Origin of the sequence: Pseudarthrobacter sp. BRE9, from assembly GCF_031844305.1 — a bacterium.
Classification (GTDB): Bacteria; Actinomycetota; Actinomycetes; order Actinomycetales; family Micrococcaceae; genus Arthrobacter.
The window spans coordinates 1-13,092 of the sequence record NZ_JAUZUY010000007.1; the positions used below are offsets into that span (position 1 = coordinate 1).

Sequence of the window (13,092 nt, forward strand, 5' to 3'; positions counted from 1 at the left end):
ATGAGCTGGCGTCCCAGGAAAACCCGCCACAAATGAGCGGGCGTTGCCTGTGAAGATGGCCACGATACCGCTGCCAGGGCTCCCACTGTCTTGGGAGATTTTGTGGCTCCACTAGAATTGATGAAGATGTACGGACTTCGAAGCGCTTGATTTCGGGTCGCGTAGGAAACGAAACGAGCGGCTGCAGTTGCGCCAGTGGTCGGCTCACAACAGGAGGAATCCATATGGCCGAGCACAACGGGGGCAACCGCGGGAACGACCGTGGCGCGTTCCGCGGCAACAACAACTCCGGTGGGGATCCCCGCGGATTCCGGTCCAGGTCCGACCGCGACGGCAACAGCTCCTCCAGAGGTGGATCTGCTGGTGGCGAACGTAAGCCTTTCGGTGACCGTGATCGCAAGCCGTTTGGTGATCGCCCGCGCCGCGATGGCGAAGGTGACCGTCCGCGCCGTGATGGTGAGGGGGAGCGCCGCCAGTTTGGTGACCGTGACCGTAAGCCCTTTGGTGACCGTCCGCGCCGTGATGGTGAGGGGGAGCGCCGCCAGTTCGGTGACCGTGACCGTAAGCCTTTCGGTGACCGTCCGCGCCGTGATGGTGAGGGGGACCGCCGCCAGTTCGGTGACCGTAAACCGTTTGGTGATCGCCCGCGCCGCGATGGCGAAGGTGATCGCCCGCGCCGCGATGGCGAAGGTGACCGTCCGCGCCGTGATGGTGAGGGGGAGCGCCGCCAGTTTGGTGACCGTGACCGTAAGCCTTTCGGTGACCGTGACCGTAAGCCTTTCGGTGACCGTGACCGTAAGCCTTTCGGTGACCGTGACCGTAAGCCTTTCGGTGACCGTGACCGTAAGCCCTTTGGTGATCGCCCCCGTCGCGATGGCGAAAGCGACCGCCGCCAGTTCGGTGATCGTGATCGTAAGCCCTTTGGTGACCGTCCCCGTCGTGACGGCGAAGGCGACCGCCGTGGCTTCAGCGGCGAGAACCGCAAGCCGTTCGGGGACCGGCAGGACCGGGCGCCGCGCAGCTTTGACCGCGGTGACTCGCGTGCTGAATCCGGTCGTGGCGGCTCCGGCCCCCGTGGCTTTGGCCGCGACCGCCAGGAGGAACGCCCTGCCCGCGTGCCCAACGCCGCCGACCTTCGCAGCGCCAACCGTCCTGACCGGGAACGCTCACCTGAGATCGATGAGGACGTCACGGGCAAGGAACTGGACCGCGCCACGCACCACCAGATCAAGACCCTCGAGCCCAAGAGCGCTGAATGGGTGGCCCGCCACCTGGTGATGGCCGGCCGTCTCATCGACGACGAGCCCGAGCTTGCCTTCCAGCATGCCCTTGCCGCCAGCCGCCGCGGCGGTAGGCTCGCTGCCGTCCGTGAAGCCGTTGGCCTGACTGCCTACGCTGCCGGCCATTATGGTGAGGCACTCCGCGAGTTCCGCACCTTCCGCCGGATCAGCGGCTCCAACGTGCACCTTCCGGTGATGGCCGACTGTGAACGTGGCCTGGGGCGCCCCGACCGTGCCCTCGATGTTGCCCGCTCGGAGGAAGCCCAGGACCTTGACGCTCCCGGCAAGGTGGAACTGGCAATTGTCGCAGCCGGTGCGCGGACCGATCTCGGCCAGCCGGACGCGGCCGTAGCCGAACTTGAAATCCCCCAGCTGGACATGAACCGTGCCTTCTCCTACAGCCCACGCCTCTTCCGCGCCTACGCCGATGCACTGGCAGCGGTAGGACGCCAGGAAGAGTCGGAAAAGTGGAGCCGCCAGGCCGTAGTGGCAGAAAACGCCCTGGGCCAGGGTGTGGACGAAGAGCCCGAAATCATCGACCTCGGCTGGGACGAGGAAGAAGAGGCGCGCGAAGAGGCCGAACGGCGGAGGTTGCTGGAGCGCGCCTCCATGGCCGGCGCAGAAGCCCCCGCTGAAACCGGCACAGCCGGCTCGACGGCGGCCCAGGAGGAAAGCGGCCGTTCCACCGAAGCGGAGGCAGTGCAGGACAGCAACGTCGACGACCAGGAAGCGGACTACTTCGTCTCCGATGACGCCGAATCGGACCAGGACTCGGTGGAACACGACGAGCTCGGTTCCGCAGCTGCTGAGGACGCTGACGCGGAGGACAGCGGTGACACCCAGCATGATGAAGAGCGCCGGGAAGACTAACAGTCATGAGTGACGTTTCACTGGTCTCCCGCTTCGATGCGCTCCTCGCCGACCTGGACGGTGTGGTCTACGCCGGTCCCAACGCGATTCCCGGAGCTGTAGATTCGCTGCAGCAGCTTTCCGGCCTGGGCATCGGCCTGGGCTACGTGACCAACAACGCCTCCCGCTCCCCGGGGGAGGTCGCAGCCCATCTCCGCGAGCTCGGTGCGCCGGCCGAGGACAACCAGGTGGTGAGTTCCTCGCAGGCGGCGGCCGAACTGCTCGCCTCGCTGCTCGCACCGGGGTCCAGGATCCTCATCACGGGCAGCCCGGCGCTTGCTCGGGAAATTGAGCTCGTAGGCCTGGTGCCCGTAGGTAGCCAGGCCGAGGAACCTGTGGCCGTGGTCCAGGGCTTCAGCCCTTCCATCGGCTGGAAGGATCTGGCAGAAGCCACGTATGTGGTGTCCGCCGGGGCGCTTTGGGTGGCCACCAACACGGACATGTCCATTCCGCAGGCGCGAGGCATTGCCCCGGGAAACGGCACGCTGGTGGCCGCCGTCGCTGCCGCCACCGGCCAACAGCCCCTGGTGGCCGGTAAGCCCGAGGCGCCGCTGTTCCATTCGGCAGCCAAGCGCCTCGGGGCCGAGCGTCCGCTGGTGGTGGGCGACAGGCTGGACACGGACATCCTTGGCGGCAACAATGCCGGCTTTGCCACCGCGGCTGTCCTGACCGGCGTCGACACGCGCGAAACCATTCTCGCCGCGAGGTCAGCCGAACGGCCCAACTACATCATCGAAAACCTGGCTGACCTGCACCGCCCGTACCCCGACGTGACGCACGACGACGGCACCTACGCCTGCGGCCGGTCAACGGCGCGCGTAGCCAACGGAGCGGTGGGCATCATTGGCAGCAAGGACAACCTCGACTCCTGGCGGGCCGCATGCGCGGCCTGGTGGGCGGAGACGCCGGACATCGCAGCCCCCCAGGCGCCCAAGCTGGTCTGGCTGGATCACTAGACTGGTTCAATGACTGAGCTGACCGAACCGGACGACGCGACAGCCCAGCCGGCACCGGAGTGGCCGCAGCCAGGCGCGCAGGACATCCCGGATCCGCAGGTGGCGCAGGCCATCGCCAGGCTTTTGGACGTACCCGGGATCCCTGTCGCGGACCACGAGACTGTCTACGACGGGCTTCATGATGAACTGCTGGCCGCCCTCAACAGCGATCCTGCGGAGACTGGCCCCACCGTGACCGGGCCCGCCGGCGGTGCAGCCTGATGCCGGTGCGCCTCGACCAGGCATTGGTGGCGCGCGGGCTGGCGAGGTCGCGGACGCATGCCGCGTCGCTGATCGGCGAAGGCAAGGTCAGCTCCGGCGGCCAGGTCCTCACCAAAGCCTCGCTTCAAGTGGACGACAGCCGGGATCTCGCCGTCGAACCCGATGACCGGGACACCTACGCCAGCCGCGCCGGCCACAAGCTGGCCGGCGCCCTCGACGCCTTCCCCGATGTTTCGGCGGAGGGCAAAAGGTGCCTCGACGCCGGTGCCTCCACCGGGGGCTTCACGGACGTCCTCCTTCGGCGAGGCGCCTCGCACGTGGTGGCCGTCGACGTCGGACACGGCCAGCTGGTGCCGCACCTCCGTGACGACCCGCGCGTGGACGTCCACGAAGGAATGAATGTCAGGTACATGGCGCCGGCAGACATTGGCGGCCCGGCAGCGCTGACCGTCGCCGACCTGTCGTTCATTTCGCTCACCCTCGTGGTCCAGCCGCTGGCGGACTGCACCGAACCCGGCGGCGACCTGGTGCTGATGGTCAAGCCGCAGTTTGAAATCGGCAAGGACCGCCTGGGGCGCACCGGCGTCGTCACCTCGGAACGCGAGCGGCGGATGGCCGTGGAGAAGGTGGCCAGGGCAGCGCTCGACGCCGGCCTGGACCTCTGCGGCCTGGCGGCCAGTCCATTGCCCGGCCAGGACGGAAACGTCGAATACTTCCTGTGGATAAAACGCAGGATCAGCAAAGACTTGCCTAAGATCGAAGAGCGAGAGGCAGCAGCCGCTGCGTTGCTCGGACAAATCTGGCCGAACCACTAGAGAGCGGAACCTGATGAGCAGGCGTGTACTGGTCCTTGCCCACACCGGCCGCGAGGAGTCACTGAAAGCCGCCTGGGAAGCCTGCGCCCTGCTGCACGCCTCAGGCATGGTCCCCGTGATGCAGGAGTCCGAACTGGGGGACATGGAACGGTTCTTTGGGCACCTGGCCCAGCCGGTGGAGGTCCTCCACGACCATGTCCAGCTGCCCGATGTGGAACTGGTCATGGTCCTTGGCGGCGACGGAACCATCCTGCGGGCCGCCGAACTGGTCCGGGAAGTGGATGTGCCGCTGCTGGGCGTCAACCTGGGGCACGTGGGCTTCCTGGCCGAAAGCGAGCGTGCGGACCTGGCCCAGACCGTCGAGTGGGTTGCCAGCCGCGAGTACACGGTTGAGGAGCGGATGACCATCGATGTGCAGGTGTGGGTCCGCGGCCAGAAGATTTGGCACACCTGGGCGTTGAACGAGGCCGCCATCGAGAAGGCCAACCGCGAACGCATGCTGGAAGTCGTGACCGAGGTGGACGAACGCCCGCTCACGTCCTTCGGCTCCGACGGCATCGTGCTGGCCACCCCCACCGGCTCCACGGCGTACGCGTTCTCCGCGGGTGGACCGGTGGTTTGGCCGGAGGTGGAAGCCCTGGTGATTGTGCCGATCAGCGCCCATGCGCTCTTCGCCAAGCCCCTCGTAGTGTCGCCGCGGTCAAAGCTCGCTGTCGAGGTGCTGGGCCGTACCGACGCCCAGGGGGTGCTGTGGTGCGACGGCCGGCGCTCCGTCGACCTGCCGCCCGGCGCACGCGTGGAAGTGACCAAGTCCGCCACTCCCGTCCGGCTGGCCCGTACACACCAGACACCGTTCTCGGCCCGCCTTGTCCGCAAGTTCGAGCTGCCTATCCACGGCTGGCGGGGGCCGGTGCCCAAGTCCGATGCCGTGCACACCGGCCCCATTCCGATCGTGCGGACGCCGCGGCCCATGCCGCCGCTGCCGGTACCGCACGTGGAGAACCCCGGCAGCGAACCCGATCCGTCGACTGCAAAGTGAATCCATGCTTGAAGAACTGAGAATCCGCGATCTCGGCGTCATTACGGACGCAACGCTTCCGCTCGGCCCGGGACTGAGCGTCGTGACCGGTGAAACCGGCGCGGGCAAGACCATGGTGGTCACCGCTGTCGGACTGCTGCTGGGCGCCCGTTCGGATGCCGGGGCTGTCCGCAGCGGTGCCAAGAGCGCCACCGCCGAGGCTGTGCTGAAGCTCGACGCCGGGCACCCAGCCATTGCCCGTGCCCTTGATGCCGGCGCCGAGGCGGAGGAGTTCGACGGCGGCACTGAGCTGATCCTGGCCCGGCGCCTGGGTGCGGATGGACGCAGCCGCGCGTTTTTGGGCGGCCGGGCCGCCCCCGTGGGTGTCCTGGCGGAGATCGGCGAATCCCTGGTGGTGGTGCACGGCCAGTCTGACCAGATCCGGCTCAAGAGCGCCACGGCTCAGCGTGAAGCCCTGGACAAGTTCGCCGGCGACAACCTTGCCGGTCCATTGACTGGCTACCAGGACCTGTACAGCCGGTGGAAGTCCAGCCAGGCAGAACTGGACAGCCTCCGCAGCGCCGCCCGCGACAGGCTCCGCGAGGCAGAATCCCTGGAGGCAGCCCTCGCCGAGATCGACGATGTGGATCCGCAGCCGGGGGAGGACGAGCAGCTGAAGGCCGAGGCTGTGAAGCTCGCCAACGTGGAGGAGCTGCGGATCGCCGCGAGCACCGCGCACCAGGCCCTCATCGCCGAGGACTTCGGCGAAACCGGGGACGCCACCACACTCGTGGATTCCGCCAAACGCACCCTGGAGCACGTGGCGGAACACGACGCCGAATTGGGGTCTGCGGCCGCGCGGCTGGCAGAGGTGGGCTTCCTGCTCAACGACATCGCCACCGAACTGGCCAGCTACCAGGCCGGCCTGGACTCGGAGGGCCCCGAACGGCTCGCCGAAATTGAGGACCGGCGGGCCGCGCTGGCCAAGCTGGTCCGCAAATACGCCCCCACTATCGACGAAGTGCTGGAGTGGGCGGAAAAGGCGCGCGTCCGCTTCGACGAACTGCAGGACGACTCGACACGCATCGAGACCCTGGACGCAGAAGTGGTGCGCGCCGAGGCGGAGCTGAAAAAGCAGGCAGCCGCCATCAGCAAGATCCGCGCTAAGGCCGCCAAGGACCTGTCCGGCCGCGTCAGCGCGGAGCTCAAGGCCCTGGCCATGGCCGATGCCACGCTGGTGATCAACCTTGAGCCGGCCGGGCAGCTGGGCCCGTACGGTGCGGACGAGATCAGTTTCCTCCTGCAGCCGCATTCCGGCGCCCCGGCCCGGCCGCTGGGCAAGGGCGCGTCCGGTGGTGAACTGTCCCGCGTCATGCTGGCCATCGAAGTGGTCCTGGCCGCCGTCGACCCCGTTCCGACCTTCGTTTTCGATGAGGTGGACGCCGGCGTGGGCGGACGTGCCGCCGTCGAGATCGGCCGGCGCCTGGCCATGCTGGCCCGCCACGTCCAGGTCCTGGTGGTCACACACCTGCCGCAGGTTGCCGCCTTCGCGGACCAGCACATCACCGTGACCAAAACCTCCGTCAGGGGAGCCGACGGCAAAACGGCCACCGGCTTCACCTCAAGTGATGTCCGCCTCCTTGACGGCCCCGAACGGGTCCGCGAGCTGGCCCGGATGCTGGCCGGCCAGGAGGACTCGGAATCGGCCCAGGCGCACGCCCAGGAACTGCTGGACGACGCCAAGCTCCTGCCGCAGCGGGCCTGACGGAACAGCTACGGGAAGGCGCAATTGATGATAGGCTCGAATTCCGTGGTGCAGCGATCAAATTCCCGTGTAAATTCCCGGTTCCCGGGCTCCTCCAAGACGACCAAGCACATTTTCGTCACCGGCGGTGTGGCGTCCTCGCTCGGCAAGGGACTGACGGCGTCCAGCCTTGGTCATCTGCTGCGGGCACGCGGCCTGTCCGTGACCATGCAGAAGCTCGATCCCTACCTGAACGTGGATCCGGGCACAATGAACCCCTTCCAGCACGGCGAGGTCTTCGTCACAGACGATGGCGCCGAGACGGACTTGGACATCGGGCACTACGAGCGCTTCCTCGACGAAAACCTCGAAGGTTCCGCCAATGTGACCACCGGGCAGGTGTATTCCACGGTGATTGCCAAGGAGCGCCGCGGCGAGTACCTCGGAGACACCGTCCAGGTCATCCCGCACATCACGGATGAGATCAAGCGCCGGATGCGCCTGCCTGCCGAGGGCAAGAACGCCCCGGACGTCATCATCACCGAGATCGGCGGCACCGTGGGCGATATCGAGTCCCAGCCGTTCCTCGAATCCGCGCGCCAGGTCCGCCAGGACATCGGCCGGACCAATGTCTTCTTCCTGCACGTTTCGCTGGTTCCGTACATTGGGCCGTCCCAGGAGCTGAAGACCAAGCCCACCCAGCACTCCGTCGCCGCGCTGCGCTCCATCGGCATCCAGCCCGAAGCGATCGTCATCCGCTCGGACCGCGAAGTGCCCGAGGCCATGCGCGAAAAGATCGGCCGGATGTGCGACGTCGACATCGACGCCGTGGTGAACGCCGCCGATGCGCCCAGCATCTACGACATCCCCAAGACCCTGCACTCCCAGGGGCTGGACTCCTACATCGTGCGGGCCCTGGACCTTCCCTTCAAGGACGTGGACTGGACCAGCTGGGACAAACTCCTTGAAGCTGTCCACAACCCCAAGCACCACGTGGAAATCGCGCTCGTTGGCAAGTACATCGATCTGCCGGACGCCTACCTTTCAGTCACCGAGGCCCTGCGTGCCGGCGGGTTCGCGAACGACACCAAGGTCAAGATCCGCTGGGTTCCCTCGGACGAATGCGAAACCCGGGAAGGCGCCGTCAAGGCACTCGACGGGGTCGACGCCATTTGCGTGCCCGGCGGCTTCGGCATCCGAGGCCTCGAAGGCAAGCTCGGCGCGCTGAAGTTCGCCCGCGAAACTAAGCTGCCCGTGCTGGGCCTGTGCCTTGGCCTGCAGTGCATGGTCATCGAATATGCCCGCAACGTGGTGGGCCTGGAGGGTGCCTCCTCCAGCGAGTTCGAGCCGGATTCCAAGTACCCCGTGATCGCCACCATGGAGGAGCAGCTGGAGTACGTTGAAGGCCGCGGCGACCTCGGCGGCACCATGCGCCTTGGCCTCTACGAGGCAAAACTCGACGAAGGCTCGGTCATCGCCGGAACCTACGGCAAGACCACCGTCAGCGAACGCCACCGGCACCGCTACGAGGTCAACAACAAGTACCGCCAGCAGATTGCCGACAAGGGCCTGGTCTTCTCCGGTACCTCCCCGGACGGCAAGCTCGTCGAATTCGTGGAACTTCCTGCCGACGTCCACCCGTATTACGTGGCCACGCAGGCACACCCCGAGCTGAGCTCGCGGCCCACCCGCCCGCACCCGCTGTTCGCCGGCCTGGTCGAGGCTGCCCTCAACCACCAGAGCGCAGGCCGCCAGGGCGCAGGCCAGGAGGGCGTTGCCGACACGGCTGTGCCCGCGGCCGGGGAGCCTGCGGCATCGGGTACCGTTACCGCTAAATAGTCAAGAGAACAAAAAGGACGGCGCGATGCCTGGTACACCTGAAGCCACCCCTGCCAAACAGGTTTCGGATGCACCAAGCCCGCGCCGTCTTTTGTCCACCGAGAAGGTCTACCAGGGCCGGATCTGGGACGTCGTCAGTGACACGTTCCAGCTCTCCGAATCCGGCGACGCCCTCACCCGCGATTACATTGACCACCCCGGCGCAGTCGCGGTCCTGCCCATGAATGACGCGGGCCAGGTCCTTCTGTTGAAGCAGTACCGGCACCCGGTGGGCATGGACCTCTGGGAGGTTCCCGCCGGACTGCTGGATGTCGAAGGCGAAGGCTTCGTGGAGGGGGCGGCGCGCGAACTCGCCGAGGAGGCAGACCTGGCGGCCGCCACCTGGAACGTCCTGGCCGATGTCTTCAATTCCCCGGGATCCTCCAGCGAGGCCATCCGCATCTACCTGGCCCGTGACCTCACCGAGGTGCCGCACCACGAACGCCACGAACGGACGGACGAGGAAGCGGAGATCGAGTTCCACTGGATCAGCCTGGATGATGCCGTGGCGTCCGTCCTGGCCGGGCGCCTGCACAACCCGTCCGCCGTCGTCGGGATCCTTGCCGCCGCTGCCGCCCGGGCCGCCGGCTACGAAGGACTCCGTCCCGCCGATGCCCCCTGGCCCGCACACCCCAGCCAGCGCTGATGGCCGGTGTGTCGGTAAGCGCGGGTCTTTCGGCTGAAGAAGCACCCGCGGTGGGGCCGGCTCCGGATGCAGGAGCGGTTGCCGCGGCCCCGGCACCAGTGCCTCCCGCCATCGACCGGGGAATCACCGATTACCTCCAGCACATGGGGGTGGAACGGGGACTCGCAGCCAACACGCTGGCAGCGTACCGCCGCGACCTGGCCCGGTACGCCCGCTACCTCGCCGCGGCCGGCTGCACCCGGCCGGAGGACATCACCCGGCATCATGTCACCGGTTACGTCCGCGCCCTTTCGGACGGTTCCGACGGCGGGTCTGCCCTGGGTGTTCGCTCCGCGGCAAGGACGGTGGTGGCGGTGCGCGGCCTGCACAAGTTCTGGGCCCTCGAGGGCTACACACCGGCCGATCCCGCCCGCGACGTCCATCCACCCATGGCCGGCAAGCGGCTGCCCAAGGCCATCAGCGTTGACGAAGTAACCCGCATCCTCGAGGCAGCAGGAACGGACACCGCCGCCGGACTGCGGGACCGTGCCCTGCTCGAATTCCTCTATTCGACGGGCGCCAGGATCAGTGAAGCGGTGGGACTGGACGTTGATGACATCTCGCTCGCAGGCGCGGAATCCGGGCCTGCCATTGTCCGGCTGTTCGGCAAGGGATCGAAGGAACGGCTGGTGCCGCTGGGCTCCTACGGTGCCCGGGCGCTGGACGCCTACCTGGTCCGCGGCCGGCCGCTGCTGGCTGCCAAAGGCAAGGGCACACCCGCGCTGTTCCTGAATGCCCGTGGAGGCAGGATCAGCCGGCAGAGCGCCTGGACCATCCTGAAAGCGGCGGCGGAGAAGGCCAACATCACCCGGGATGTCTCACCGCACACGCTTCGGCACTCCTTCGCCACCCACCTGCTTGAAGGCGGCGCGGACGTCCGGGTAGTGCAGGAGCTCCTGGGCCACGCATCCGTGACCACCACCCAGGTCTACACGCTGGTCACAGCCGATACGCTCCGGGAGATCTACGCGGCAGCCCATCCCCGGGCGCTCGGCTGAAATTCCCCCCAGCTGTGGACCCCCGGCTGCCTGGGTCCAGGGACAGCTAGAACAGCGCCTCGATGGTCAGTTCCACGGGGCCCAGCAGGAAAGCCAGCACGGAGGTGCCCATGCCGGCGAGCAGCATCAGTCCCGGATGTGCAAGGCCAATCACCACCCGGCGCAGCCGTGGCCGGCCGCGGAGGAACGATTTCGGTACCCGCGAGAGCGTGGGCACCTGCCGCCAGCCGCGAAGCCTCCGCAGGAACCAGGCGCATCTGGCAACAAACCCCAGCCACAGGATGGCCACCACCAGCGGGGCCAGGGCTGCCATCAGGGTGAAGCCCAGAGCGGTCACCTCGCGCTCGGAGTCACCGGCCACGGCCTGGATGGTGGTGGAGATGGACGATGAGCACTACCGAGATGGCCCAGACCATGAATGCCGCAACGAGGGCCAGGAAACGCACGAAGAACAAGCCCAAAACCGACTCCCTTGCGGCCTTCACCTGCTGCCGGGGAGTCACGTGGAGCACTGCCAGGGTGCTGAGCAGCGTCGGCAGGGCCGCCCCGGCCACCAGCAAATACCACGTCCAGCCTGCCAGGTCCACGAATTCATCGGTAACAATCAGCGCTGTCCAGAAAGATGCCCAGGCCCAGCCCCAGTACAAAGGGTTGCGTACCAGCCACTCCGGCAGGCGGGCGTCAATGGTCGAGTTGCGGGCCGGCCGTACCCCGGGTGCTGTCTCGGGAATCACACGTAGAGTTTGGCATATCCTTGCGCTCCCTGGGGCCGCGTCCCGCTGACAACTTCCGGATCCCCTAGGCTTGAACGCATGACCGGCGCCGCTGTGACCCTTTGTTTCCTGCTCCGTGACGGGGCCGGCGGTCCCGAGGTTCTCCTTGGGCTGAAACAAACCGGCTTCGGCAAGGGCAAGATCGTGGGCATCGGCGGCCATGTGGAACCGGGGGAGTCGGACGCGCAGGCCGTCATCCGGGAGGTCCTGGAAGAAACCGGCGTAGTGCTGCAGGTGGAGGACCTGGCGGACGCCGGATCGGTCCACTTCGTCTTTCCGTCCCGGCCTGAGTGGAATATGCAGACCAGGCTCTTCACCGCACGGACCTGGCAGGGCGAGCCGGCACCCAGCGAGGAGATCCTGCCTGAATGGTTCCGCGTGGATAGGCTGCCCGTGGACCGGATGTGGCAGGACGCCGACCACTGGCTACCGGTGGTGCTGGAAGGCCGCCGGGTCAATGTCGTGGTCACCATGCATACTGACAACGAGTCCGTCGACTCGTCCCAGAGCCTGCTGGAGTAGTCAGGCAACCCAGGCAGGCAGACAGCCAGCCGCTTAAACGCCCGACGGCGGCCCCGGCACCGTTCGCATTCAAGCTAGGGTGCCCGCCCGCCGTCGGACGTTCCTTCCCGAAGCTAGGGAAGGTGCCGCTCCTCCGGGCCGATGTACTCGCTCAGCGGCCTGATCAGGGAGTTGGCGTCCCGTTGCTCCATGATGTGCGCGGTCCAGCCCGTAATCCGGCTGGCCACGAACAGGGGAGTGAACGTCGCCGTATCAAAGCCCATCAGGTGGTAGGTGGGCCCGGCCGGGTAGTCAAGGTTCGGCTTGATGCCTTTTGCCTCGTCCATCGCCGCCTCCAGGCCGTTGTACAGCCCCAGCAGTTCGGGCCGGCCGTAGTGGGCAATCATTTTGTCCAGTGCGGCCTTCATGGTGGGCACCCTGGAGTCGCCGTGCTTGTAGACACGGTGGCCGAAGCCCATGACTTTCTTCTTCTGCGCCAGGGCATCCGCCATCCATGTTTTGGCCCGGGCCGCTGCTTCTTCCAGGGACTCCTCCTGCCGGATGCCAATCTCGTCGAAGGTGTGCATCACGGCTTCGTTCGCGCCGCCGTGCAGCGGACCCTTCAGGGCCCCGATGGCACCGGTCACGGCTGAATGCAGGTCCGAGAGCGTCGAGGTAATGACCCTGGCGGTGAAGGTGGACGCGTTGAAGGAGTGCTCGGCGTAAAGGATCATCGAGACGTTGAAAGCCTCTACCACCTCCGGCACCTGTTCCTCGCCGAAGGTCATCCACAGGAAGTTCGCCGAGTAGCCAAGGTCTTCGCGGGGTTCCACTACATCCTGCCCGTGGCGGCGGCGCTGGTCGTAGGCCACTACCGCCGGCATGGCGGCGAAGAGGTCAACGGCCTTGGCCATGTTGGCTTCCCTGGACGAATCCTCCGCCAATGGGTGCCGTGCCCCCATGACGGAAGCGGCGGTCCGGCAGACGTCCATCGGGTGCGAGGTCGCCGGCAGGGCATCAATCACCTGCTTCACCACCGGATCAAGGGCGCGGCCGGCGCGCTCCTTCGCCGTGAACTCCGCAAGCTGGTCCCTAGTGGGCAGTTCGCCGTTCCAGAGCAGGTACGCCACTTCCTCAAAGCTGCACCTGGCGGCCAGTTCCTGGACAGGGTAGCCGCGGTAGAGCAGGGAGTTGGTGTCCGGGTTGACCTTGGAAACGGCGGTGTAGTCCACCACCACGCCGGCAAGGCCCTTTTTGATCTCATTTTCAGCCAT

The 13,092-nt window shown here is 66.8% G+C and carries 13 protein-coding genes; 10 read left to right on the plus strand and 3 right to left on the minus strand.

What is annotated here, in order from left to right; all coding sequences use genetic code 11:
* Positions 1–224: 224 nt before the first annotated feature.
* The 9 genes from Q9R31_RS13470 to xerD are packed head-to-tail and all read left to right on the plus strand — an operon-like array spanning position 225 to position 10,544.
* A complete protein-coding gene (locus Q9R31_RS13470) occupies positions 225–2,150 on the plus strand; it encodes a hypothetical protein (protein ID WP_311263239.1) in 1,926 nt (641 codons plus the stop codon).
* Between the two features lie 5 nt (positions 2,151–2,155).
* The gene (locus Q9R31_RS13475) at positions 2,156–3,145 is read left to right on the plus strand and encodes an HAD-IIA family hydrolase (RefSeq protein ID WP_311263240.1); all 990 of its coding nucleotides are present in this window, start codon (positions 2,156–2,158) and stop codon (positions 3,143–3,145) included.
* A gap of 9 nt (positions 3,146–3,154) precedes the next feature.
* Complete coding sequence (locus Q9R31_RS13480) at positions 3,155–3,406, plus strand: hypothetical protein (protein ID WP_311263241.1); 252 nt, start codon at positions 3,155–3,157, stop codon at positions 3,404–3,406.
* A complete protein-coding gene (locus Q9R31_RS13485; protein WP_311263242.1) occupies positions 3,406–4,221 on the plus strand; it encodes a TlyA family RNA methyltransferase in 816 nt (271 codons plus the stop codon). Before Q9R31_RS13480 ends, Q9R31_RS13485 begins: the two co-directional genes overlap by 1 nt.
* A gap of 13 nt (positions 4,222–4,234) precedes the next feature.
* Positions 4,235–5,260 (plus strand): NAD kinase, encoded by a 1,026-nt coding sequence (locus tag Q9R31_RS13490; RefSeq protein ID WP_311263243.1) that lies wholly within the window; start codon positions 4,235–4,237, stop codon positions 5,258–5,260.
* 4 nt (positions 5,261–5,264) lie between these two features.
* Complete coding sequence (gene recN / locus Q9R31_RS13495; protein WP_311263244.1) at positions 5,265–7,004, plus strand: DNA repair protein RecN; 1,740 nt, start codon at positions 5,265–5,267, stop codon at positions 7,002–7,004.
* A gap of 27 nt (positions 7,005–7,031) precedes the next feature.
* The gene (locus Q9R31_RS13500; protein ID WP_311263245.1) at positions 7,032–8,822 is read left to right on the plus strand and encodes a CTP synthase; all 1,791 of its coding nucleotides are present in this window, start codon (positions 7,032–7,034) and stop codon (positions 8,820–8,822) included.
* Between the two features lie 25 nt (positions 8,823–8,847).
* Complete coding sequence (locus tag Q9R31_RS13505) at positions 8,848–9,507, plus strand: NUDIX hydrolase (protein ID WP_311263246.1); 660 nt, start codon at positions 8,848–8,850, stop codon at positions 9,505–9,507.
* Positions 9,507–10,544, plus strand: coding sequence for a site-specific tyrosine recombinase XerD (gene xerD / locus Q9R31_RS13510; RefSeq protein ID WP_311263247.1), 1,038 nt, complete (start codon positions 9,507–9,509; stop codon positions 10,542–10,544). The genes Q9R31_RS13505 and xerD overlap by 1 nt, the downstream gene beginning before the upstream one ends.
* A 46-nt stretch (positions 10,545–10,590) precedes the next feature.
* Here xerD and Q9R31_RS13515 read toward each other — a convergent pair whose 3' ends face one another.
* On the minus strand, positions 10,591–10,905 hold the full coding sequence (locus tag Q9R31_RS13515; protein ID WP_311263248.1) for a hypothetical protein: 315 nt from the start codon (positions 10,903–10,905) through the stop codon (positions 10,591–10,593).
* Complete coding sequence (locus tag Q9R31_RS13520) at positions 10,895–11,278, minus strand: hypothetical protein (RefSeq protein WP_311263249.1); 384 nt, start codon at positions 11,276–11,278, stop codon at positions 10,895–10,897. Before Q9R31_RS13520 ends, Q9R31_RS13515 begins: the two co-directional genes overlap by 11 nt.
* A gap of 78 nt (positions 11,279–11,356) precedes the next feature.
* Here Q9R31_RS13520 and Q9R31_RS13525 point away from each other — a divergent pair, with 78 nt between their 5' ends.
* A complete protein-coding gene (locus Q9R31_RS13525; RefSeq protein ID WP_311263251.1) occupies positions 11,357–11,839 on the plus strand; it encodes an NUDIX domain-containing protein in 483 nt (160 codons plus the stop codon).
* Positions 11,840–11,952: 113 nt separating this feature from the next.
* On the opposite strand, the gene Q9R31_RS13530 is transcribed toward Q9R31_RS13525, so the two are convergent.
* On the minus strand, positions 11,953–13,092 hold the full coding sequence (locus Q9R31_RS13530; RefSeq protein WP_311263252.1) for a bifunctional 2-methylcitrate synthase/citrate synthase: 1,140 nt from the start codon (positions 13,090–13,092) through the stop codon (positions 11,953–11,955).